This window comes from Stutzerimonas stutzeri (genome assembly GCF_024448895.1).
Lineage (GTDB): Bacteria > Pseudomonadota > Gammaproteobacteria > Pseudomonadales > Pseudomonadaceae > Stutzerimonas > Stutzerimonas stutzeri_Q.
On the sequence record NZ_JAMOIC010000004.1, the window covers coordinates 152494 to 176261 of the forward strand.

A 23768-nucleotide genomic window follows, 5' to 3' on the forward strand; every position below is an offset into this window, starting at 1 on the left:
GGTTAGCGACAGCCTCTCAGCATCGTTCCGCTGATCCATCGCGCTGATTGCAGCCTTAATCTCCGGCGGCTTTACGGTACAATTCCGCGCTTGTCGTCTCGCCAGTCCAAGGTTGATCCATGCCCGTTTCCTTCGTCCATCTTCGCTTGCATACCGAATACTCTCTGGTCGACGGGCTGGTACGCGTAAAGCCGCTGGTCAAGGCGGTTTCAGGGGCGGGGATGCCGGCTGTGGCCGTGACTGACCAGAGCAACATGTGCTCGTTGGTGAAGTTCTACAAAGCTGCCCAGGGCTCCGGGATAAAGCCGATCTGCGGCGCTGACATCTGGCTCGCCGGGCGTGAAGAAGACGGTCCGCTTAGCCGGCTGACGTTGTTGGCCATGAATGCCAAGGGCTATCGCAACCTCACTGAACTGGTGTCACGTGGCTGGACCGAGGGGCAGCGCAACGATCAGATCATCATAGAACGTGATTGGGTGAAGGCAGCAGCCGACGGCCTGATTGCCCTGTCGGGGGCAAAGGAGGGTGAGATCGGGCATGCCCTGCTCGATGCCGAAGACACTCTGGCTGAAGCCTTGCTGGCCGAATGGCAGGCCGTCTTTCCGGATCGTTTCTATCTGGAGGTGCAACGCACCAGTCGCGTTAACGACGAAGAGCACTTGCATGCCGCCGCGGCGATGGCAGAGCGTTGCAGCGTACCGCTGGTGGCCACAAACGATGTGCGCTTCCTCAAGCAGGAAGACTTCGAGGCTCACGAGACTCGGGTCTGCATTGGCGAAAGCCGTACCCTCGACGATTCACGTCGTCCGCGCAATTATTCCGATCAGCAGTATCTGAAGACGCCCGAGGAGATGTGGGAGCTGTTCAGCGATCTTCCCGAGGCCTTGGAAAACACGGTCGAGATCGCCAAACGCTGCAACATCGAGGTTCAACTCGGGACCTACTTCCTGCCCGATTTTCCCGTGCCGGCAGGCATGACGATGGACGAGTATTTCCGCAAGGTCTCGTTTGACGGGCTCGATGAGCGCCTGGAAGTGCTGCTCCCCAGAGACACGCCGGATTACGAGGCGAAAAAACAGGTTTATATCGACCGCCTCAACTTCGAACTCGACATCATCATTCAGATGGGATTTCCAGGCTACTTCCTCATCGTTATGGACTTCATCCAATGGGCGAAGAACAACGGCGTGCCGGTAGGGCCGGGACGGGGATCGGGTGCGGGATCGCTGGTCGCCTATGTGCAGAAGATCACCGACCTCGACCCGCTGGCCTATGATCTGCTGTTCGAACGATTCCTCAATCCCGAACGGGTTTCGATGCCCGACTTCGACGTCGACTTCTGCATGGATGGCCGCGATCGGGTCATTGATTACGTGGCGGAGAAATACGGGCGTAACGCAGTCAGCCAGATCATTACCTTTGGCACCATGGCCGCGAAGGCGGTGGTGCGTGACGTGGCGCGGGTGCAGGGCAAGTCCTATGGACTCGCTGACCGGCTGTCGAAGATGATTCCCTTCGAAGTCGGTATGACCCTCGAGAAAGCCTATGAGATGGAAGAGCCGCTTCGAGACTTCCTGGCAGTCGACGAAGATGCCCGGGAAATCTGGGAGATGGCTCTCAAGCTCGAGGGCATCACCCGCGGCACTGGCAAACACGCCGGTGGCGTGGTGATCGCGCCGACCAAGCTCACTGATTTTGCGCCCATCGCCTGTGATGATGAGGGCGGTAGCCTGGTAACCCAGTTCGACAAGGATGACGTCGAATCCGCCGGCCTGGTCAAGTTCGACTTCCTCGGCCTGCGCACGCTAACCATCATCAAGTGGGCAATGGAGACGATCAACCGCGAGCAGGCGAAGAAGGGCCTGGATCCGCTGAACATCGACTTCATCCCGCTGGACGACAAGCCCACCTTCTCATTGCTGCAGAAAGCTGAAACGACCGCAGTGTTCCAGCTTGAATCGCGTGGCATGAAAGAGCTGATCAAAAAGCTCAAGCCGGACTGTCTGGAAGACCTGATCGCGTTGGTGGCGCTGTTCCGTCCAGGTCCGCTGCAGTCGGGCATGGTGGACGACTTCATCAACCGAAAGCATGGCCGCGCGGAGATTTCTTACCCGCACTCTGATTACCAGTATGAAGGCCTGAAGCCGGTGCTGGCGCCGACCTACGGCATCATCCTGTATCAGGAACAGGTGATGCAGATCGCTCAGGTAATGGGCGGCTATACCCTTGGTCAGGCCGACATGCTCCGTCGCGCCATGGGTAAGAAAAAGCCCGAGGAAATGGCCAAGCAGCGCGGCGGATTCATCGAGGGTTGTGCCAACAACGGCATCGATGCCGATCTCGCGGGTAACATCTTTGACTTGGTGGAAAAGTTCGCCGGTTACGGCTTCAACAAGTCGCACTCGGCGGCCTATGGTCTGGTTTCCTACCAAACGGCGTGGCTCAAGGCGCATCATCCGTCGCCGTTCATGGCGGCGGTACTCTCGGCAGATATGCACAACACCGACAAGGTGGTGACGCTGATCGAGGAATGCCGCAGCATGAAGCTGCGCATCGACGCGCCGGATGTGAACAATTCCGAGTTCAAGTTCACCGTCAGCGATGACGGTCGCATCATTTATGGGCTCGGGGCGATCAAGGGTGTCGGGGAAGGCCCAGTCGAGGCTATCTGCGAATGCCGCAGCGAGGGCGGGCCGTTTGCGGACCTCTTCGACTTCTGCAGCCGTGTCGACCTCAAACGGATCAACAAGCGCACCCTGGAGGCACTGATTCGCGGCGGCGCCCTGGATCGTCTAGGTCCTTACTTCTCCGATGAGCCAAAGGCCTATCAGGCAAACATCGACCGAAACCGTGCCGTTCTGCTATCAGCCATGGAAGAAGCCATTCAGGCCGCAGAACAGACGGCACGAAGCCTCGACAGCGGCCACATGGACCTGTTCGGCGGTCTGTTCGCCGAGCCTGAGGCAGACGTTTACGCCAATCACCGTAAAGCGCGTGATCTGTCGCTGAAGGAGCGTCTCAAGGGTGAGAAGGACACGCTTGGTCTTTACCTGACGGGCCATCCAATCGACGAGTATGAAGGCGAGGTTCGCCGCTTCGCCCGCCAACGCATCATTGATCTGCGTCCTGCGCGGGGTGAGCAGACCATCGCGGGGCTTATCGTCAATCTGCGGGTGATGAAGAACAAGAAGGGCGACAAGATGGGCTTCATTACCCTGGATGACCGCTCCGGTCGAATCGAGGCTTCGCTATTCGCCGAAGCGTTCAACAGTGCACAGGCACTGCTGCAGACCGACGCGTTGGTAGTGGTCGAAGGTGAGGTGAGTAACGACGACTTCTCCGGCGGCCTGCGCCTGCGGGCCAAGCGGGTGATGAGCCTGGAAGAGGCGCGCACAGGGCTCGCGGAAAGCTTGCGGGTCAAGGTCGCCGGTGACGCGTTGAAAGGCGATCGAGTGCGCTGGCTGGCTGATGTGTGCGGACGCCACCGCGGAGCTTGTCCGATCACGCTGGAGTACACCGGCAGTGATGCGCGAGCGCTGTTGCAATTCGGCGAAAGCTGGCGAATCGATCCGGCTGATAACTTGATTCAGGCATTGCGTGACCAGTTCGGGCGCGACAACGTCTTTTTGCAATACCGATAACGGGAGGCTGCGAGGTGCGTGCTAACGCTAGTGCGCAATCGAGCGACCGCCCGACCTGGCCTGATCTTGGATCGGGTCATGATTGCGGACATTTTTTGTTCGACCTGGATGCGTCCGTCCCGTAAGGTAGGGCGCAAAAAACGGAACAGCTTCCCGGCCGCCTGGCCGTCGACGCATGACGGATGCCTATGAACCCGAATTTTCTCGATTTCGAACAGCCGATTGCCGACCTGCAAGCCAAGATCGAAGAGTTGCGCCTGGTTGGTAACGACAACTCGTTGAACATTGGCGATGAGATTTCTCGCCTGCAGGACAAGAGCGAATCGCTCACCGAGAGCATCTTCGGCAACCTCACCAGCTGGCAGATTGCCCGCCTGGCTCGCCACCCACAACGCCCCTACACGCTGGATTACATCAGTCATCTCTTCACCGAGTTCGAAGAGCTGCACGGTGATCGGCATTTTTCCGACGACGCCGCGATTGTCGGCGGTACAGCCCGATTGAACGGCGAGCCGGTGATGATCATCGGTCACCAGAAAGGCCGAGAAGTCCGCGAAAAGGTCCGCCGTAACTTCGGCATGCCGCGCCCTGAGGGTTACCGCAAGGCGTGCCGGCTGATGGAGATGGCCGAGCGGTTCAAGATGCCGATCCTGACCTTCATCGACACGCCAGGCGCCTACCCGGGGATTGATGCCGAAGAGCGCAACCAGAGCGAAGCAATTGCCTGGAACCTGCGCGTCATGGCGCGACTGAAGACGCCGATCATCGCCACAGTGATTGGTGAGGGCGGATCTGGTGGTGCGTTGGCGATCGGTGTCTGCGATCAGCTGAACATGCTCCAGTATTCCACCTATGCAGTGATTTCCCCTGAAGGTTGTGCTTCGATTCTCTGGCGCACCGCCGACAAGGCACCGGAAGCAGCTGAAGCCATGGGCGTTACTGCCGAGCGCTTGAAAAATCTCGGCATCGTCGACAAGGTCATCTCCGAACCGCTGGGCGGCGCCCATCGCAATCCGGCAGTCACTGCTGCGTCCTTGCGTGACGAACTCACTTCCCAGCTCGACATGCTCAAGGGGCTGGACACCGAAGCGCTGCTGACACGCCGCTATGAGCGTTTGATGAGTTACGGCATCGCCTGATGGGTTATACATGGTTGACCGAAACGGCGGGCCTTCCCGCCGTTTTTCGTACCTTTAGGTAATGTTTGGAGCCAGGCGCATAACTGGGCTTCTGCATTAGCTATGCCTAGCCATACTTGAGCTGCTATCCCATGTCCCTCGAGTCTCGCCTGCATGATGCGTTGCAGCCCTGGCACACCGCTTCGCGGTGGCGAGTGGCATATTCCGGTGGCCTTGATTCCACCGTGCTGCTGCATTTGCTGGTGAAGCTGGCGTCACTCGAACAGCTGCCTCCTTTGAAGGCCATCCATATTCACCACGGGCTGCAGCCTGTGGCCGACACCTGGCCTGCGCATTGTCGTGATATTTGCGAGGGGCTGGGGGTGGAGCTGGATATCGTGCATGTCGACGTTCCGCCGGGACCAAGTCTGGAAAACAATGCCCGGCAGGCACGCTATCAGGCATTCAATGAGGTTCTCGGTCCAGGCGAGTTGCTGATGATCGCTCAGCATCAGGATGACCAGGCCGAGACGGTGCTTTTCCGGTTGCTGCGAGGTGCCGGCGTCCGCGGGCTTGCTGGTATGCCCTCGGTGCGTGCGTTAGGCCAGGGCTGGTTGATCAGACCGTTGCTCGATGTCAATCGAAACGAGCTTGAAAACTATGCCAGCGAACATGGGCTGCGGTGGATCGACGATCCGAGTAATCAAAGTGTCGATCACGCGCGCAACTATCTTCGGCACCGCGTTATGCCGATGCTCCAGCAACGGTGGCCGAAAGCCTCGAGTGCCATGGTCCGCGCCGCTTCGCATCTGGACGAGGCCCAGCAACTGCTGGCAGAACTGGCCGAGATCGATCTAAGCGAAGCGAAACGTAGCCACCAACATGAGTGGCTGCCGGTGCCGAGCCTGTCGCTGGCCTCATTGAGAGGCCTTAGCACGCCACGCCAGCGAAACGCATTGCGGCATTGGTTCTCCGTGCTCACATCGCTTCCCGACACAGACCACTGGGCCGGTTGGGATGCTCTGCGCGATGCCGCTGAGGACGCTTCGCCGATCTGGCGGTTGGCGGCCGGTGAATTGCATCGGGGGGCAGGGCGCATCTGGTGGCTTTCCGGTTCATGGCTCGTGGCGCCGGCAGGCTCGGTGGTCTGGGTGGTTCCGGATCAGGATCTGCAACTGCCGTGCAATGGTCGCGTTCACCTCCATGGGTATGGCGGCGAGAAGGGGTTGCAGGTGCGTTACCGTCAGGGCGGTGAATCGCTGAAGCTGCCCGGACGAGGCCGTCGAGACCTCAAGAGACTACTCAACGAAGCCGCTTTACCAGGCTTCGTCCGTTCACGTCTGCCATTGCTGTACCTCGACGACGAACTTGTTGCGGTGGCAAATCTCCCCCAGTTCGATGTGCTGGGACTGTCTCTGGTATGGGCGCCACCGACCGACGCCAGGTTTGAGCTGGTAGGGTCTTTCAAGTAGACTACGCTCCCGTCCCAATACAGCTTCTGCGGCTTTCTTCGAAAACCGTGGTAGTTGCGCTATTGCCGCCATAGGCGCAGTGGCACCTTCGCTTTTCCCCGGCGGCGCTGACCGCTTAACGCAGACTTCTAGGGTTTTTCATGACGCGCTACATCTTCGTCACGGGTGGTGTTGTTTCTTCATTGGGGAAAGGCATCGCCTCGGCTTCATTGGCGGCCATCCTGGAGGCGCGGGGCCTGAAGGTCACGATGCTCAAGCTGGACCCCTATATCAATGTCGATCCGGGCACCATGAGCCCGTTCCAGCACGGTGAAGTGTTCGTCACTCATGACGGCGCCGAGACCGATCTCGATCTGGGTCACTACGAGCGGTTCATCCGCACGACGATGACCAAGAGCAATAACTTCACCACCGGTCGCGTCTACGAAGACGTGCTTCGCCGCGAACGCCGCGGTGACTACCTGGGTGCAACCATTCAGGTCATCCCGCATATCACTGACGAGATCAAGCGCCGCATCATCAAGGGGGCTGGTGATGCTGACGTGGCGCTGGTGGAAGTCGGCGGAACGGTTGGCGATATCGAGTCGCAACCCTTCCTTGAAGCGATTCGCCAGCTCCGGGTCGAAGTCGGCGCTAAGCGCGCAATGCTTATGCACTTGACGCTGGTGCCTTACATCGCCACGGCCGGTGAAACAAAGACCAAGCCGACCCAGCATTCGGTCAAGGAGCTGCGCTCCATTGGGTTGCAGCCGGACGTGCTGGTGTGCCGTTCCGACCACCCGATCGACGTCTCTTCGCGCCGCAAGATTGCACTGTTCACCAACGTCGAAGAGCGTGCGGTCATCAGCTTGGAAGATGTCGACACCATCTACAAGATCCCCGGTGTTCTGCACGCCCAGGGACTGGATGACTTCGTCGTCGAACGCTTCGGCCTGGAATGTGGCGGTGCTGATCTGTCGGAGTGGGATCGCGTCGTCGATGCCAAGCTGAATCCCGAGAAGGAAGTCACCATTGCCATGGTCGGCAAGTACATGGAACTTCTGGACGCTTACAAATCTCTGATCGAGGCAATGAGCCACGCTGGCATCCAGAGCCGTACCAAAGTGAACCTTCGCTATATCGATTCCGAAGACATCGAAAACCAGGGCACCAGCCTGCTTGAGGGTATGGATGCGATTCTGGTTCCAGGTGGATTCGGCCTGCGCGGTGTGGAGGGGAAGATTGCGACGGTCAAATATGCCCGCGAGAACAAGATCCCTTATCTCGGTATCTGTCTCGGTATGCAGGTCGCGGTAATCGAATTTGCGCGTGATGTGCTTGGCTGGTCTGACGCCAACTCCACCGAGTTCGACAAAGACTCCACTCATCCGGTTGTCGGTTTGATTACCGAATGGGAAGACGCCACGGGCACTGTTGAGACTCGCACCGATGCATCCGACTTGGGTGGCACCATGCGCCTGGGGGCTCAGGAGTGCGGTCTTGAGGCAGGCTCTAACGTATATGGCTGCTATGGCAAGGAGCGCATCGTCGAGCGTCACCGCCATCGCTATGAAGTGAACAACAAGCTGCTCCCACAATTGCAAGCCGCGGGGCTGAAAATTACCGGTCGCTCCGGTGACGGTGCGCTGGTCGAGGTTGTCGAGGCGCCGGATCATCCGTGGTTCGTGGCATGCCAGTTCCACCCGGAATTCACCTCTACGCCGCGCGACGGCCATCCGCTGTTCAGCGGTTTCGTCAAGGCGGCGCTGGACCACAAGGCGAGCAAGGCATGAGCCAGAAAACCATCCGCGTCGGCAATATCGAGATCGGCAACGACAAGCCATTCGTACTCTTCGGGGGTATGAACGTTCTCGAATCCCGCGATCTTGCTCTGCAGATCTGCGAAAGCTATGTGAAGGTGACCGAGAAGCTCGGCATTCCCTATATCTTCAAAGCCAGCTTCGACAAGGCCAATCGCTCCTCGATCAACTCCTTCCGCGGTCCTGGCCTGGAAGAGGGGATGCGTATCTTCGAAGAGGTGAAGAAGACCTTTGGCGTGCCGGTCATCACCGACGTGCACGAGCCGCACCAGGCGCAGCCGGTGGCCGAAGTGTGCGACATCATCCAGCTGCCTGCCTTCTTGTCTCGCCAGACCGATCTGGTCGTAGCCATGGCCAAGACCGGGGCGGTGATCAATATCAAGAAAGCTCAGTTCCTCGCGCCGCAGGAAATGAAGCACATCCTCACCAAATGCGAGGAAGCCGGGAACGATCAGCTGATTCTATGCGAGCGCGGCTCGTCCTTCGGCTATAACAACCTGGTCGTGGATATGCTCGGATTCGACATCATGAAGCGGATGCAGTATCCGGTGATCTTTGATGTCACCCACGCATTGCAAATGCCCGGTGGCCGCTCCGACTCGGCCGGCGGACGCCGCGCTCAGGTTACCGATCTGGCCAAGGCTGGCCTCAGTCAAGGCCTGGCGGGGCTCTTCCTCGAAGCCCATCCCGATCCGGACAGTGCAAAGTGCGACGGTCCGTGCGCCTTGCGCCTGGACAAGCTGGAACCTTTCCTCACCCAGCTCAAGCAGCTGGATGATCTGATCAAGAATTTTTCGCCAATCGAAACTGCTTGAAGCCTTGAAGCTATCTACGGAGTGTTAATAAAAATGGCAAAGATCGTCGACATCAAAGGGCGTGAGGTTCTCGACTCCCGTGGCAACCCGACTGTGGAAGCAGACGTTATCCTCGATAACGGCATCATCGGAAGCGCTTGCGCGCCGTCCGGTGCATCCACCGGTTCCCGCGAGGCGCTTGAACTGCGCGATGGCGACAAGAGCCGTTACATGGGCAAGGGTGTGCTGAAAGCGGTCAGCAACATCAACGGCCCGATCCGTGATCTGCTGATGGGCAAGGATCCTTTGGATCAGAAGGCGCTGGACCGCGCGATGATCGAGCTGGACGGCACTGAGAACAAGGCTTCGCTGGGCGCCAATGCGATTCTCGCGGTATCCCTGGCCGCTGCCAAAGCCGCCGCCCAGGATCAGGATCTGCCGCTGTACGCCCACATCGCCAATCTCAATGGCACGCCTGGCCAGTACTCCATGCCGGTTCCGATGATGAATATCATCAACGGCGGTGAGCACGCCGACAACAACGTCGACATCCAGGAATTCATGGTCCAGCCGGTCGGCGCCAAGAACTTTGCAGATGCACTGCGCATGGGCGCTGAAATCTTCCATCACCTCAAAGCCGTACTGAAAGCGCGTGGCCTGAGCACGTCGGTGGGCGACGAAGGTGGTTTCGCTCCCAACCTTGCATCCAATGAAGACGCGCTGGCAGCCATTGCCGAAGCCGTGGCGAACGCCGGCTACAAACTTGGCGACGACATTACTCTGGCGCTTGATTGTGCTTCCAGCGAGTTCTTCGAGAATGGCAAGTACGACCTGGCTGGAGAAGGCAAAGTCTTCGATGCCGCTGGGTTTGCCGACTACCTGGCAGGACTGTCCGACCGCTACCCGATCATTTCCATCGAAGACGGCATGGATGAGTCGGATTGGGATGGCTGGAAGGTTCTGACTGACAAGATCGGCAGCAAGGTTCAGCTGGTTGGCGACGACCTGTTCGTGACCAATACCAAGATTCTCAAGGAAGGCATCGAGAAAGGCATCGGTAACTCGATCCTGATCAAGTTCAACCAGATCGGCTCACTGACCGAAACCCTCGAAGCTATCCAGATGGCCAAGGCCGCAGGCTACACGGCAGTGATCTCACACCGCTCCGGTGAAACTGAAGATCACACCATTGCCGACCTGGCTGTTGGTACGGCGGCAGGGCAAATCAAGACCGGCTCGCTGTGCCGCTCCGACCGTGTCTCCAAGTACAACCAGCTGTTGAGGATCGAAGAGCAGCTTGGTGCAAAGGCCCCTTACAAGGGCCGTGCCGAGTTTCGTGGCTGAGTTCGCTCTCGCTCGAAAAGCTGGGCCATGCTAGAAAAGGGGCGGCGTTAGTCGCCCTTTTTTGTGGATAACCGTCAGCGCTGTTAAGGTGCCGCAGAGAGTGGGCGATGCGCTCGCCAGCAAGGGAAAGCCAGGCCATGTCGCTGACCGCCGCCTATACCACGTCACCTGAAACCAACCGAATCCGTTCCATGCCTTCCATGCGCAGTCCCTACTGGTTGTTCGTCGTTTTGATTCTGCTGTTAGGCGGTTTGCAGTATCGCCTTTGGGTGGGCGAGGGCAGCCTTGCTCAGGTCAGCGGGCTGAACAAGCAGATCGCCGAGCAGCAGGGCGAGAACCGTCGTTTGCTCGAACGCAACCGCATCCTCGAAGCGGAAGTGATGGAGCTCAAGCAGGGCATGGAGACTGTCGAGGAGCGCGCGCGCCATGAGCTGGGAATGGTCAAAGAGGGTGAAACCCTCTTCCAGCTTACAGAATGACTGCGCTTCAGCTTCCGCCGTTCTGGGTAGTGATTCCCGCGGCGGGCATTGGCAGCCGCATGCGCGCCGATCGGCCCAAGCAATACCTCAGGCTTGGTGACCAGACTATTCTCGAACACACGCTCGATTGTTTTCTCGATCACCCACAGCTACGCGCGCTGGTCGTGTGCCTGGCTGAGGATGATCCATACTGGCCCAATCTGAATTGTGCCAATGATGCGCGTGTTCACCGCGCCGCCGGCGGCAGCGAGCGGGCAGATTCTGTCCTTGCTGGACTGCTGGAGTTGTCCAGATTGGGCGCACACGACCTGGACTGGGTGCTGGTGCACGATGCCGCGCGGCCCAATCTCGTGATCGACGACCTGAATAATTTATTGAGCTCACTGGCGGACGACCCGGTTGGCGGTCTTCTCGCTGTACCTGCGCGTGACACTCTCAAGCGTGCGGGAGCTGATGGGAGGGTGCAGGAAACGGTCGATCGCAGCGTCATCTGGCAAGCATTCACGCCTCAGATGTTTCGGCTCGGCTCCCTCCGGGCTGCGCTTGCGGATGCGCTTGTCAGCGGTGCTGCCGTTACCGATGAGGCGTCGGCGTTGGAGTGGGCTGGGCATCACCCGCGGCTTGTCGAGGGGCGGGCCGACAATCTGAAGATTACTCGTCCCGAAGATCTTCAATGGCTGGAGCAGCGCTGGAAGTCCTGAACTTACGCGATGCAGGGCAGATATCCACCCTGCATCGAATATCACACTGATTGCGGTCTAGTAGCGATAGATCGCCGCCGCACCGCTGTTGGTCGGCATGCGCTCGGTTGGGACCGAGATCACCTCACCACCTTGTTCCATTGTCCAGATGGTCAGCTCGTCCAGTAGATCGGGCGTAGTTGCCGAGTCGTCTTCTACCGGTATCGCCTTTCCTTGTTGCTTGTCCGCTACACCGGGGATCTGGCGTTCCGCCTCCACCAGCAGTGTTGCGACCCGCCCTTCAAGCGTCGCCTGGCCGATCCGCTCGAGCTGATCTGTGGCCAGCCCCTGGCCATGGGACTCACCGTACTGGTCGATGAAGCTTTCCAGTCGCTTGATGTAACGCGGCTGCATCACCAACCAGCTCTTCTGCCGAAGTTCGTCGTGGCTCAGCATGGATGCATCGTTCTCGATGCCTTCAGGTAAGAGGAAGTCGTTGTGGCTCTGTTTGCGAAAGTGAAACTGGTGCTCGGGCAGTGCCGCCAGAATCAGAGGGAGCTTCGATTTGCGGCTGTGGTGCTCGAGAATGGCGCGGTCAACCTCTCGGAAAAACCGATCACGGTCCCTGTCGATTTCGTCCTGGCGGCCGGCGCCACCGCTCTCAACCTGCATCGGGTCGCCTCGCTCGTTGGCGCGGCCGAAGCCTTGTGGGAAACCTGTCTGTCCCTTTTCGGTCAGCTCGCGACCAAGGGCTTCCTCGAGAGTTTTAGGAACGCCTGCGTTCAGCTGGACTTCATCAATGCTGTCGCGATTGCCCTCGAAGAGTCTTACCGAATCAAGCGTGACCGCGAGTATCTGATAGCGGTCCGCGGATTGGGCAATGCGTAGCAAAGGCTTCAGGTGCATCCGGTCATTGGCAACGGCTAATTCCGGCACGGTGCGTTGCAGTCGGAACACCTCGAAGTAGTCATTCGCACCGAATACCGCGAGGCCGTCGCGGTTGGCGTTCCAGAAGTCAGGATCATCAATCAGGTCATGGAAAGGCTTGAGTAGGCTCTTGGCCTGGTCTGCACGACCTTGCTGCTTGAGGGAATCCTCCAGTTGACGGACAAGATGCTTGAAGCGGATCGGGTCTTGCTGGCGCTCTGGAAAACTGCGGTGAGTGGGCTGATAAAGCGAAAGGCAGGGAGCCTCGCGCTTTGCCAGCAATTGGGACATGGTTTCACGATCGAGCAATCTGTTCATGAACGGCCTCTGTCGGTGGTTTGAAGTTGATCGGGTCCCTCGCGGACGGTCGCCGGCCTGCGACGGCAGGTCGGCGCTACTGGTTGTCAGTGGTGATTGAGTTTCTTGTCCAGCGCATGCGCCAGGGCGTGATTGAGTTTCTCTGCGGCGCCATCGATCGCCAGTGTCAGTGAGTCCGCCTTGTGGGTAGTGGAGATGGGCTCGTGACCCTTGATCCGGGCTTCCATCTGACAGCGCTTGTCCTGGGGGCCGCTCTTGCCGCTGTTCTCGTCGTTGAGATGAACTTCGACTCGGGTCAGCTGATCATCGAAACGTTCCAGTTCACTTTCGACTGTCGCCTTCACATGCTCCTCGAGAGTGCTGGTCACATCGACGCTGTGATTGCTGTTCACCAGAATCTGCATGTTGTCCTCCTGATTGAATCGCCGGCTCGCTCAAGCAAAGCGCCGGAGGCGCCGGCTTCAGAATTTCGACGTGGTGGGTTAAGCCGGGTTCCGACTGTTTGCGCAGAGTCGGACGCGCGGCGCAGTCGCGACTCAGTTGCATTACTGACGGTATTCAGGTCGCGCGGCCAGGCCATCTTTAAGCGACTGGACCAGTAGGCGGACCTTTGGCAACGGGTAGCGACGCTGCGGGTAGACCGCCCACACAGCTGTGTTCGGCGGCTGGTTGTCTTCGAGCAATGAAACCAGCTCGCCCCGGCGCAGCGGCTCCTGAACGTAGTAATCGGGCAGCTGGCAGAGGCCGAAACCACGAAGCGCCGCGTCTAGTACCGCTTGGCCACTGTTGCAGCGCCAATTGCCGGCTGGTTTGAACGGTTGTTCCCGGCCATCGACCTGAAGCATCCATGTGTCCCCGGTGCCGACGAGACAGTTGTGCCGCGCCAGTTCAGACAGGGTATGCGGTCGACCGTAGCGCTCCAGATAGCTCGGTGCCGCGCATAGATACATGGCGCGAGGGGCGATTCGGGTTGCTACCAGCCGTGACTCGCTGAGCCGACCCAGGCGAATCGCGAGGTCATAACCTTCCTGAACGAGGTCAAGCGTGCGGTTGGACAGTTCTATCTCAACCCGCAACTGTGGGTGCTGGGCCATGAAATCATTCACCAGAGGCACGATGAAACGTTCGCCGTAAGCCACGGCGGCCGTCATGCGAAGCAACCCGGTTGGCGCCGCATGCAGATCGCTGATCGCGTGAAACGCCTCGTCACGCTCTTCGACCAACCGCTGGCAGCGCGCCAGAAAAGTATGTCCAGCCTCCGTCAGCGATACACGGCGGGTGGTTCGATAGAGCAGTCGCGCCTGCAGCCGCTCCTCCAGGCGCGCCACCTGCCGGCTGACGTGGGAGGACGATACCCGCAGTTGTTCTGCTGCACGCATGAAGCTGCCGCGCTCGGCTACGGCTACGAATTCATCCAGCCCTTCCCAACGATTCATCGAAAGCTCTGCCTCGAATTCACTGCTATCTGATACAGGGTCAGATTATCCCTGCACAGCAATAATGTTTCCACAAACAGCCGATTAACCCTGCTCATCGAACAAACTACACTGGCGTCACTATCCACGAACCGAGCAATTTTCATGACTATCAAGTCCCGCGCTGCGGTCGCTTTCGCGCCCAACCAACCGTTGCAGATCGTCGAAGTGGACGTTGAGCCGCCAAAGGCTGGCGAGGTGCTGGTGCGCATCGTTGCGACCGGTGTCTGCCATACCGATGCCTACACGCTTTCCGGTGAGGATTCCGAAGGGGTATTTCCGTGCATTCTCGGCCATGAGGGCGGCGGCATCGTCGAAGCCGTAGGCGAAGGCGTTACCTCGGTCGCCGTGGGCGATCACGTGATCCCGCTGTACACCGCAGAATGTCGCCAGTGCAAGTTCTGCAAATCCGGCAAAACCAATCTTTGCAGCTCCGTTCGCGCGACCCAGGGCAAGGGCCTGATGCCGGACGGCACCACCCGGTTCTCGTACAAGGGTGAACCTATTTATCACTACATGGGCACATCGACTTTCTCCGAGTACACCGTACTGCCGGAAGTGTCTGTAGCGAAAATCCCCAAGGAGGCGCCGCTGGACAAGGTCTGCCTGCTTGGTTGCGGTGTTACTACCGGCATCGGTGCCGTGCTCAATACCGCGAAAGTGGAAGAGGGCGCGACGGTCGCTATTTTCGGTCTCGGCGGAATCGGCCTGGCGGCCATCATCGGCGCCAAGATGGCCAAGGCCAGCCGCATCATCGCCATCGACATCAACCCGTCCAAGTTCGCCATCGCTGGAGAGCTGGGCGCAACCGACTTCGTTAATCCGAAAGACCATGACAAGCCGATCCAGGAAGTCATCGTCGAGATGACCGATGGCGGTGTGGACTATTCCTTCGAGTGCGTCGGCAACGTCCAGCTGATGCGCGCTGCGCTGGAATGCGCCCACAAGGGCTGGGGCGAATCGGTAATCATCGGTGTCGCCGGCGCCGGGCAGGAAATCAGTACCCGTCCGTTCCAACTGGTTACCGGGCGCGTCTGGCGTGGCAGTGCGTTCGGTGGCGTCAAGGGCCGTACCGAACTGCCAGGCTATGTGGAGAAAGCCCAGACCGGCGAGATTCCGCTCGACACCTTCATCACCCACAACATGGGGCTTGAAGAAATCAATCAGGCGTTTGATCTGATGCATGAAGGCAAAAGCATCCGGACTGTCATTCACTTCTGATCATTGCACCGCGCCGCTGCGCGCTGTTCTCAGCGCGCTTGCAGCGGCCGCGGCATGCGCGGAGGGCCTATGAGCCTTGAGATTATTTCCTGCCAGAAGAGCTTCGGTGGTTGGCACAAGCGTTACCGCCACCGCTCCAATAGCCTGAATTGCGACATGGTGTTCGCCGTCTATCTGCCGCCGCAGGCCGAGCAGGGCGAAAAGCTGCCGGTGCTGTATTGGCTGTCGGGACTGACCTGCACCGATGAGAACTTCATGCAAAAGGCCGGTGCCCATCGGCTGGCCGCAGAACTAGGCTTGATCATCGTTGCGCCGGATACGAGCCCGCGTGGGGCAGATGTTCCGGACGACCCTGACAAGGCCTACGATTTCGGGCTGGGCGCGGGCTTCTACCTCAACGCCACTCAGGAGCCATGGGCGCAGCACTACCGGATGTATGACTACGTGGTGGATGAACTACCGGCGCTGATCGAGGCTAACTTTCCGGTCTCGGACAAGCGTGGGATCAGCGGTCACTCCATGGGTGGTCACGGTGCGTTGGTCTGCGCGCTGAAAAATCCCGGGCGCTACCAATCACTCTCGGCGTTCGCACCGATTGCCAATCCGGTCGATTGCCCATGGGGTGAAAAAGCGTTCACGGGCTATCTGGGCAGTGATCGCTCACGTTGGCGCGATTGGGACGCCTGTTCACTGATCGGCAAAGCGCAGGAGAAGCTCCCGATTCTGGTCGACCAGGGTGATCGCGATGACTTCATGGCTGATCAGCTGAAACCTCATGCACTCGAAGCAGCAGCCAGGGCTGCGGAGTACCCACTGAAACTGCGCATTCAGCCGGGTTACGACCACAGCTACTACTTCATCAGCAGCTTCATCGAAGACCACCTGCAGCACCATGCGCAGGCCCTCAAAAGCTGAGTGCGTGCGCAGCCTCTGCTGATTGGTCGGCTCGAATAAAAAAGGCCCGGCTGGTTTACCAGCCGGGCCTTCCATCGCAAGGAGCTAGAGCGATGGATAATCGGTAAAGCCTTCGGCGCCCTTGGCATAGAACAACTCAGGGCGCGCTTCGTTGAGCGGCGCATCCTGACGCAGGCGCTGGGCAAGATCCGGGTTGGCGATGTACGGCACGCCAAAGGCCACGGCGTCAGCCTTGCCGTCGGCCAACCAGGCGTTGCCCTGTTCCTTGCTGAAGCTCTCATTGACGATGTAGACACCGCCGAACAGGTCTTTCAGCTGCGGGCCCAGGCTGTCTTCGCCGGCTTTTTCGCGGGAGCAGATAAAGCCGATGCCACGCTTGCCCAGCTCACGCGCCAGATAGCCGAAGGTATCGGCCAGGTTGGTATCGCCCATGTCGTGAAGGTCTGCGCGGGGTGACAGGTGCACGCCCACACGGCCGGGTCCCCAGACGCTGATTGCGGCATCCGTGACTTCGAGCATAAGACGGGCACGATTTTCCAGTGAGCCGCCGTATTCATCGGTGCGCTGGTTGGTGCTGGTCTGCAGGAACTGATCGAGCAGATATCCGTTGGCGCCATGGATCTCTACGCCGTCGAAGCCAGCTTCACGCGCATTCTCGGCACCTTTGCGGTACGCCTCGACGATGCCGGCAATTTCTGAGGTTTCCAGCGCGCGCGGCGTTTCAAAACCCTTCATTGGCCGCACAAGGCTCACGTGACCGGCAGGCTTTATAGCGCTGGGCGCGACTGGCAGTTGGCCGTCCAGGTAGATCGGGTCCGAGATCCGGCCAACGTGCCAGAGCTGCAGGACGATCTTGCCGCCTTTTGCATGCACGGTATCGGTAACTTTTTTCCAACCCTGAATCTGCTCGGCGGACCAGATGCCCGGTGTGTCCGGATATCCGACGCCCATCGGTGTGACCGAAGTGGCTTCGCTGATGATCAGACCGGCTCCGGCGCGCTGACCGTAGTATTCGGCGATCAGGTCGCCCGGAACGCGGCCAGGTTCGGCGCGGCAGCGGGTCAGCGGGGCCATGATGATGCGGTTGGCCAGTTCGAGGTCGCCGATCTTGATTGGGTCGAAAAGTGTAGGCATAGCGTGCAGCTCCATGACAGGGAAAGCGTTGGTAAAGCTCAGAGTTCCTGGCCGAGACGGGCCAGAAAGGCCTCGATGGCCGGTTCATTGCGTTTGAAGAAGTGCCACTGGCCCACCTTGCGGTTGGTGACCAGCCCTGCTCGCTGCAGGGTTGCCAGATGAGCCGATACGGTGGATTGCGAAAGCCCGGCGCGCTGGTCGATCTGACCGGCACATACGCCGTTTTCAAGTGAATGATGCTGCTCGGCGAAATACTGTTGAGGCTCTTTCAGCCATTGCAGGATTTCCCTGCGCAACGGATGGGCGATGGCCTTGATGATGTCGTCGAGCTCGTCTTTCATGGTCTCGTCCGGTTCCGTATATCGCGATGGGGCGAACTATATATCGGTATAAAACGATATGAGATCGATTCGGTTGATGGTGGTTATCGGCTGCGTTGATCCGAGAAGTGCGGGTTCAACCGCTGGCGTGGTCCTGTAGAATCGCGGGCTGTTCTTTTCGGGGTTCAAGACTATGCGTATCGGTCACGGCTACGACGTTCACCGTTTCGGTGAGGGCGATTTCGTCACCCTCGGCGGCGTCCGGATTCCACACAGGTTCGGACTGGTCGCGCATTCGGACGGTGATGTGCTGTTGCATGCCTTGAGCGATGCCCTGCTCGGTGCCGCGGCGCTTGGTGATATCGGCAAGCACTTCCCCGACACCGATCCGGCTTTCAAAGGAGCCGATAGCCGTGCGTTGCTCCGCCACGTGCTTAAACAGGTTCAGGGCAAGGGATGGAAGGTGGGTAACGTCGATGCGACCATCGTCGCCCAGGCGCCAAAGATGGCGCCGCATATCGATGCGATGCGCCACCTGATCGCCGAAGACCTTCAGGTCGATCTCGACCAAGTCAATGTCAAAGCCACCACGACAGAAAAGCTCGGTTTTGTTGGGCGCGAAGAAGGGATCGCGGTTCACGCTGTCGCGTTGCTGGTCAGGGCATGACCCAAGACCAATTGCTTGGCCCCTGTGCACATGGCGGGGCCTGTGGCACTGCAGTACTCAAGGCCGTAGCCGAAGACTTTCAGGTCGACGAAGTGCTGGATATCCCTCTATCGGGCGCAGGGGAGCACCTGTGGTTATGGGTTGAGAAGCGCAACCTCAACACTGAGGAAGCGGCACGCCGGATCGCCCGCGCGGCTGGCGTTCCAGTACGCAACATCAGCTACGCCGGGCTGAAGGATCGGCAGGCGCTGACCCGGCAGTGGTTCAGCCTGCATCTGCCGGGCAAAGCCGATCCGCAATTGAGCAAGGCCGAAGATGAAACCCTGAAGATCCTCAAGACCGGACGGCACCAGCGCAAGCTGCAGCGCGGTGCGCACTCGGCGAACGGTTTCATCCTGCGGCTGACCGAACTCCGGGCGGAGCGGCACGAACTCGATGCTCGGCTCGAGCGGATCAAGGCGCAGGGGGTGCCTAACTATTTTGGCCTGCAGCGTTTCGGCTTCGAAGGCAGCAATGTCCTGGGTGCCCGGGAGTATGCCGCTCGCGAGGAGCTTCCCGTACAGCGTAATCTGCGGTCGCGCCTGTTATCAGCCGGCCGCAGCTACTTGTTTAACCGGGTGCTGGCCGCGCGAGTTGCAGATGGCAGCTGGAACACGGCTAAGGTAGGTGACCTGCTGGCATTTACCGATAGCCGAAGCTTCTTTCCTGCCGGCGAGGCCGAATGCAGCGATCCCCGGCTTACTATTCTGGACCTGCATCCCACCGGTCCGCTCTGGGGACTTGGCGACTCGCCTGCAACGGGCCGAGCAGGGGCGCTGGAGTGCAGCGTCGGCGCAGCGGAGCCGTCAATCGCCAAGTGGCTCGCAGAAGCTGGCATGAAGCATGAACGGCGCATTCTTCGCCTCCCCATTGGCGGCTTGTCGTGGCATTATCCCGAGCCTGACATTCTGCAACTTGAATTCGTCCTGCCGACCGGATGCTTCGCCACAGCTGTGGTGCGTGAATTGGTCAGCCTGGCAGGGCAGACGGACATCTGATGCGTATTTTGATCGCCAACGACGACGGGGTGTATGCACCCGGGCTCGCCGCGCTTTATGACGCGCTGGCGGATTTTGCCGAGTGCATTGTGGTTGCCCCGATCCAGGACATGAGTGGCGCGAGCAGCGCGCTGACCCTGGATCGCCCGCTTCATCCCGTCACCATGCCGAACGGCTTCATCGGCGTGAACGGAACACCCACCGATTGCGTTCACCTGGGCATCAACGGCCTGCTTGAAGACGCACCGGACATGGTGGTTTCTGGAATCAATCTGGGTGCCAATCTTGGCGATGACGTGCTGTATTCCGGTACGGTCGCGGCAGCCATCGAAGGGCGCTTCACTGGCAAGCCTGCATTCGCGTTCTCACTGGTATCGCGCCAGACCGATAACCTGCCTACTGCGGCTTATGTCGCGCGCAAACTGGTCGAGCATCAGGCTTCACTCGATCTGCCGCCGCGAACGGTATTGAACGTCAACGTGCCCAACCTGCCGCTGGATCACATCCGCGGGATCCAGTTGACGCGCCTCGGGCATCGCCAAAGAGCCAAGCCTCCGGTCAAGCAGGCCAATCCGCGAGGCAAGGACGGGTACTGGATCTCCGTTGCCGGGGATGTCGAGGACGGCGGTCCGGGCACCGATTTCCATGCTGTCATGCAGGGCTATGTTTCGATCACCCCATTGCAGCTTGACCGAACCTTTCATGAGGCCTTCGACGGTCTCGACAGTTGGCTGGAGGGCGTGTTGTGAACCGCGGACCTGACGATTTTCTGCGCCACGGCACCGGAATGACTTCACAACGCACGCGTGATCGTCTGATCCAGCGTTTATATGAAGAGGGGCTTTCCGATCCGCGAGTGCTCGAAGTAATCCGACGCACCCCACGCCATCTTTTCGTCGATGAGGCCTTGTCCCATCGGGCCTACGAAGACACTGCATTGCCGATTGGCCATAACCAGACCATTTCTCAGCCGTTCATGGTGGCGCGCATGAGCGAACTGCTGCTCGCCGATGGGCCACTGGACAAGGTACTGGAGATCGGCACCGGCTCCGGCTACCAGACTGCCGTGCTGGCGCAACTGGTCGAGCGGGTCTTCTCTGTCGAGCGTATCCAGGCATTGCAGGACAGAGCAAAAGAGCGACTGGTCGAACTCAAGTTGCGCAATGTGGTCTTTCGCTGGGGTGATGGCTGGGAAGGGTGGCCTGCATTGGCTCCTTACAACGGCATCATCGTTACCGCGGCGGCCGCCGACGTGCCACAGGCCCTCCTTGATCAACTGGCGCCCGGCGGGCGGCTGGTGATCCCGGTGGGTGTTGGCGAAGTCCAGCAACTGATGCTGATCATTCGAGAGGAAGAGGGTTTTTCCCGCCACCTGTTGGATACCGTACGCTTCGTGCCGCTGCTCAATGGACCTGTAGTTTGATCTCAGCGGAAGGAAGCATGAAGAACGCTTTGTTGTTGTACGCCAAAGGCATGGCCATGGGCGCTGCGGATGTCGTGCCTGGCGTGTCGGGCGGGACTGTTGCATTCATCACTGGCATTTACGACGAGCTGCTTCGCTCCATAGCCGCGGTTCCGAATGCCGTTGCGCCGCTACTCAAAGGGCGATTCACCGAAGCGTGGCGCACGGCCAACGCGAGTTTTCTCCTGGTTCTGTTCGCCGGCATTCTCACCAGTGTTCTGAGCCTTGCGAAACTGATCACCTACCTTCTCGAAGAGCATCCGATACCGGTCTGGTCGTTCTTCTTCGGTCTGATTCTGGTGTCGGTCCATTTGGTCGGCAAGGAAATCCAGAGACGCACCCTGTCGCGGCTGGTCAGCCTGTGCCTGGGCATCGCCTTCGCCTATTGGATCACCGTGGCGGCGCCTGTGCAGTGGAGTGCGAGTAGCGTCAGCCTGTTCTTTGCCGGCGCCATTGCGATCTGCGCAATGATCCTTCCCGGTATCTCGGGCAGCTTCATTCTGGTTCTGCTAGGCCTTTATCCGATCATTCTGGGCGCGGTGAAGGCGCTTGATCTGGGTGTGATGATGACCTTTGCTGCTGGCTGCCTGGTAGGGTTGCTGAGCTTCGCCCGCATCCTGAGCTGGGTGCTACAGCGGTGGCGAGACCTCACCTTGGCATTTCTCACAGGCCTGATGCTGGGCTCCCTGAACAAGGTCTGGCCCTGGAAAGAAACACTGACCTGGCGTACCGACTCCCATGGCGAGCGCGTGCCGCTCCTGGAGCAGAATCTGTCTCCAGGTGCCTACGGCGACCTGACCGGGCAGGATCCGCAGCTGCTCCTGGCAATACTTCTTGCGGTTGCCGGAATCGTTCTTGTGCTTGGGCTTGAGTGGTTTGCAAGACGTCACCAGCCAGCCGCACAAAGCGTCTGAACCGATTTGTCGATCTTAGGGAGCGGGCATTGAAGCTCACAGCCAGCATGCGGTGGATACGCAGTTCGTCATTCCGTTGCGCGCTTGCAGCCATATTGGCTGGTTCGTTGCTGGCCGGTTGCGCAAGCTCGCCGTCTGGTGGAGTGAGCGTCGTTGACCGTAACAACAGAGACCGCGTAACAAGCGGGCAGTACGTTGTCAGGCGTGGCGACACGCTCTGGTCGATTGCATTCCGCTTTGGTTGGGATTGGCGCGACCTTGCCCGAGTCAACAACATCCAGCCACCGCATGTCATCTATCCCGGCCAGACGATTCGTTTCAGCGGGCAAGCGCCCCGCACCGCTGCCGCTCGTCCGGTCACACCGCCTCCGGCATCAACGCCCAGTACGCCGACCGTAGTGACCAACCCGGTGCCGACTCCACCGCCGCTTTCGCGACCTAGCGCACCGGCGGCCAAGCCCCCCGCGGCGAGTACGCCGATCAAGCCAGTTGCCCGCTCTGCAAGCGGTTGGGCGTGGCCCGCCGGAGGCGCTGTGATCGGTCGGTTTTCCTCAAACGGCAGTTTGAATAAAGGAATTGATATCGCAGGGGAATTAGGACAGCCTGTTTTAGCTGCTTCTGATGGGGCTGTTGTGTACGCCGGCAGTGGTTTACGGGGTTACGGCGAACTTGTGATCATCAAGCACAGCGATACCTATGTAAGTGCCTACGGCCACAACCGCAGGCTGCTGGTTCAGGAGGGTCAACAAGTCAAAGCTGGGCAAACAATTGCCGAGATGGGATCGACTGGAACCGACCGGGTGAAGCTGCACTTTGAGATTCGCCGCCAAGGCAAACCTGTAGATCCGCTGCAATACCTGCCAAAGCGATGATTTGATGCTGCCTGTTCTGGCACTAGGAGGGGCTTGAGCGATACCAGGGAGGTGTGCCGCCCGAGCCTGTTGTCGAACTCAGAACAGGAAAACAATAATGGCTCTCAAAAAAGAAGTGCCGGAGTTTGACGTAGACGATGCCGTTCTACTGATGGAACCTTCCGCGGACGTGGATTCGATCACCGAGATCCCACGCGCTGGTTCAGCTGGCACCAAGTCCAAGACCGCAACGGTCAAGCAACACAAGTTTGTCGACTACACCCGCGCGCTCGACGCCACTCAGCTTTACCTCAACGAAATTGGTTTTTCCCCTCTGTTGACTCCCGAACAGGAAGTGCACTTTGCGCGCCTCGCGCAGAAGGGCGATCCGGCCGGGCGCAAGCGCATGATCGAAAGCAACCTGCGGTTGGTAGTGAAAATCGCGCGCCGCTATGTGAACCGAGGGCTGTCCCTGCTGGATCTGGTCGAAGAGGGCAACCTGGGCTTGATACGCGCGGTCGAGAAATTCGATCCAGAGCGTGGTTTCCGTTTCTCCACCTATGCCACCTGGTGGATCAGACAGACGATCGAACGGGCGATCATGAATCAGACCCGGACCATCCGACTGCCGATTCACGTGGTCAAGGAGCTGAACGTCTATCTCCGTGCTGCGCGCGAACTGACCCAGAAGCTTGACCATGAACCCAGCCCCGAAGAAATCGCCAATCTGCTTGAGAAGCCTGTTGCCGAGGTCAAGCGGATGTTGGGGCTAAACGAGCGCGTCACCTCGGTAGACGTGTCACTTGGCCCAGATACCGACAAAACGTTGCTCGACACGCTGACTGACGATCGCCCTAGCGATCCATGTGATTTATTACTCGATGACGATCTGTCAGAAAGCATCGATCAATGGCTGTCGGACCTTACCGAAAAGCAGCGTGAAGTCGTGATTCGGCGGTTTGGATTGCGCGGCCATGAGAGTTGTACGCTTGAGGAAGTCGGCCAGGAAATCGGGCTGACCCGCGAGCGGGTGCGTCAGATCCAGGTCGAGGCGCTCAAGCGGTTACGTGAAATTCTCGAGCGTAACGGCCTGTCTAGCGAATCATTGTTCCGCTGAAAGTGACGCATCCTCCTCACCATTCCGGTGGGGAGGAGCGGTTCGTCCCAGCCCGCTCCTGCAGATTCCATTTCTTGGTTTCA

The 23768-nt window shown here is 59.3% G+C and carries 21 protein-coding genes and 1 pseudogene; 17 read left to right on the top strand and 5 right to left on the bottom strand.

The window, feature by feature from the left end; genetic code table 11:
• Nucleotides 1-119 precede the first annotated feature (119 nt).
• The 8 genes from dnaE (at nt 120) to ispD (ending at nt 11348) form a co-directional block, all read left to right on the top strand.
• Nucleotides 120-3641 carry a DNA polymerase III subunit alpha gene (dnaE, locus tag NA619_RS06525; RefSeq protein ID WP_255960976.1) on the top strand — a complete coding sequence of 1174 codons (3522 nt, stop codon included), beginning with the start codon at nt 120-122 and terminating at the stop codon, nt 3639-3641.
• A 188-nt stretch (nt 3642-3829) separates the two neighbouring features.
• Nucleotides 3830-4780, top strand: coding sequence for an acetyl-CoA carboxylase carboxyltransferase subunit alpha (locus tag NA619_RS06530; RefSeq protein WP_255960977.1), 951 nt, complete (start codon nt 3830-3832; stop codon nt 4778-4780).
• Between the two features lie 131 nt (nt 4781-4911).
• Nucleotides 4912-6231 carry a tRNA lysidine(34) synthetase TilS gene (gene tilS, locus NA619_RS06535; RefSeq protein ID WP_255960978.1) on the top strand — a complete coding sequence of 440 codons (1320 nt, stop codon included), beginning with the start codon at nt 4912-4914 and terminating at the stop codon, nt 6229-6231.
• Nucleotides 6232-6371: 140 nt separating this feature from the next.
• Nucleotides 6372-8003: a CTP synthase gene (locus NA619_RS06540; protein ID WP_255960979.1), complete on the top strand. Its 1632-nt coding sequence runs from the start codon at nt 6372-6374 to the stop codon at nt 8001-8003.
• Nucleotides 8000-8845 carry a 3-deoxy-8-phosphooctulonate synthase gene (gene kdsA, locus NA619_RS06545; protein WP_255960980.1) on the top strand — a complete coding sequence of 282 codons (846 nt, stop codon included), beginning with the start codon at nt 8000-8002 and terminating at the stop codon, nt 8843-8845. The genes NA619_RS06540 and kdsA overlap by 4 nt, the downstream gene beginning before the upstream one ends.
• A gap of 33 nt (nt 8846-8878) precedes the next feature.
• Nucleotides 8879-10168 (top strand): phosphopyruvate hydratase, encoded by a 1290-nt coding sequence (eno, locus tag NA619_RS06550; RefSeq protein ID WP_255960981.1) that lies wholly within the window; start codon nt 8879-8881, stop codon nt 10166-10168.
• 200 nt (nt 10169-10368) lie between these two features.
• Nucleotides 10369-10647 carry a cell division protein FtsB gene (gene ftsB / locus NA619_RS06555; RefSeq protein WP_255961142.1) on the top strand — a complete coding sequence of 93 codons (279 nt, stop codon included), beginning with the start codon at nt 10369-10371 and terminating at the stop codon, nt 10645-10647.
• Complete coding sequence (gene ispD / locus NA619_RS06560; protein WP_255960982.1) at nt 10644-11348, top strand: 2-C-methyl-D-erythritol 4-phosphate cytidylyltransferase; 705 nt, start codon at nt 10644-10646, stop codon at nt 11346-11348. Before ftsB ends, ispD begins: the two co-directional genes overlap by 4 nt.
• 57 nt (nt 11349-11405) lie before the next feature.
• On the opposite strand, the gene NA619_RS06565 is transcribed toward ispD, so the two are convergent.
• The 3 genes and pseudogenes from NA619_RS06565 to NA619_RS06575 form a co-directional block, all read right to left on the bottom strand.
• Entirely contained in the window at nt 11406-12572 is a 1167-nt protein-coding gene (locus tag NA619_RS06565) for a hypothetical protein (RefSeq protein WP_255960983.1), read from the bottom strand.
• A 104-nt stretch (nt 12573-12676) separates the two neighbouring features.
• Nucleotides 12677-12976, bottom strand: a pseudogene (gene hpf, locus NA619_RS06570) (ribosome hibernation-promoting factor, HPF/YfiA family); the annotation flags it as partial.
• 141 nt (nt 12977-13117) lie between these two features.
• On the bottom strand, nt 13118-14008 hold the full coding sequence (locus tag NA619_RS06575; protein ID WP_255960985.1) for a LysR family transcriptional regulator: 891 nt from the start codon (nt 14006-14008) through the stop codon (nt 13118-13120).
• Between the two features lie 144 nt (nt 14009-14152).
• Here NA619_RS06575 and NA619_RS06580 point away from each other — a divergent pair, with 144 nt between their 5' ends.
• Together NA619_RS06580 and fghA are read left to right on the top strand one after the other, a co-directional pair.
• Nucleotides 14153-15268 carry an S-(hydroxymethyl)glutathione dehydrogenase/class III alcohol dehydrogenase gene (locus NA619_RS06580; RefSeq protein WP_255960986.1) on the top strand — a complete coding sequence of 372 codons (1116 nt, stop codon included), beginning with the start codon at nt 14153-14155 and terminating at the stop codon, nt 15266-15268.
• Nucleotides 15269-15337: 69 nt separating this feature from the next.
• Nucleotides 15338-16183: an S-formylglutathione hydrolase gene (gene fghA / locus NA619_RS06585; protein ID WP_255960987.1), complete on the top strand. Its 846-nt coding sequence runs from the start codon at nt 15338-15340 to the stop codon at nt 16181-16183.
• Between the two features lie 84 nt (nt 16184-16267).
• On the opposite strand, the gene NA619_RS06590 is transcribed toward fghA, so the two are convergent.
• Both NA619_RS06590 and NA619_RS06595 read right to left on the bottom strand, forming a co-directional pair.
• Nucleotides 16268-17317 (bottom strand): alkene reductase, encoded by a 1050-nt coding sequence (locus NA619_RS06590; RefSeq protein WP_255960988.1) that lies wholly within the window; start codon nt 17315-17317, stop codon nt 16268-16270.
• Between the two features lie 38 nt (nt 17318-17355).
• A complete protein-coding gene (locus tag NA619_RS06595; protein ID WP_255960989.1) occupies nt 17356-17658 on the bottom strand; it encodes an ArsR/SmtB family transcription factor in 303 nt (100 codons plus the stop codon).
• A 172-nt stretch (nt 17659-17830) separates the two neighbouring features.
• Here NA619_RS06595 and ispF point away from each other — a divergent pair, with 172 nt between their 5' ends.
• The 7 genes from ispF to rpoS all read left to right on the top strand — a co-directional run bounded on the left by ispF (nt 17831) and on the right by rpoS (nt 23685).
• Nucleotides 17831-18304 carry a 2-C-methyl-D-erythritol 2,4-cyclodiphosphate synthase gene (ispF, locus tag NA619_RS06600; protein ID WP_255960990.1) on the top strand — a complete coding sequence of 158 codons (474 nt, stop codon included), beginning with the start codon at nt 17831-17833 and terminating at the stop codon, nt 18302-18304.
• Nucleotides 18301-19341, top strand: a complete 1041-nt coding sequence (gene truD, locus NA619_RS06605) for a tRNA pseudouridine(13) synthase TruD (protein WP_255960991.1) — start codon at nt 18301-18303, stop codon at nt 19339-19341. The genes ispF and truD overlap by 4 nt, the downstream gene beginning before the upstream one ends.
• Complete coding sequence (gene surE, locus NA619_RS06610) at nt 19341-20090, top strand: 5'/3'-nucleotidase SurE (protein WP_255960992.1); 750 nt, start codon at nt 19341-19343, stop codon at nt 20088-20090. Before truD ends, surE begins: the two co-directional genes overlap by 1 nt.
• A 38-nt stretch (nt 20091-20128) precedes the next feature.
• A complete protein-coding gene (locus tag NA619_RS06615; protein ID WP_122166254.1) occupies nt 20129-20764 on the top strand; it encodes a protein-L-isoaspartate(D-aspartate) O-methyltransferase in 636 nt (211 codons plus the stop codon).
• Between the two features lie 17 nt (nt 20765-20781).
• On the top strand, nt 20782-21717 hold the full coding sequence (locus NA619_RS06620; RefSeq protein ID WP_255960993.1) for a DUF368 domain-containing protein: 936 nt from the start codon (nt 20782-20784) through the stop codon (nt 21715-21717).
• 47 nt (nt 21718-21764) lie between these two features.
• Nucleotides 21765-22589 carry a peptidoglycan DD-metalloendopeptidase family protein gene (locus NA619_RS06625; RefSeq protein WP_423836811.1) on the top strand — a complete coding sequence of 275 codons (825 nt, stop codon included), beginning with the start codon at nt 21765-21767 and terminating at the stop codon, nt 22587-22589.
• A gap of 97 nt (nt 22590-22686) precedes the next feature.
• Nucleotides 22687-23685 carry an RNA polymerase sigma factor RpoS gene (gene rpoS / locus NA619_RS06630; RefSeq protein ID WP_255960995.1) on the top strand — a complete coding sequence of 333 codons (999 nt, stop codon included), beginning with the start codon at nt 22687-22689 and terminating at the stop codon, nt 23683-23685.
• Nucleotides 23686-23768: the final 83 nt, after the last annotated feature.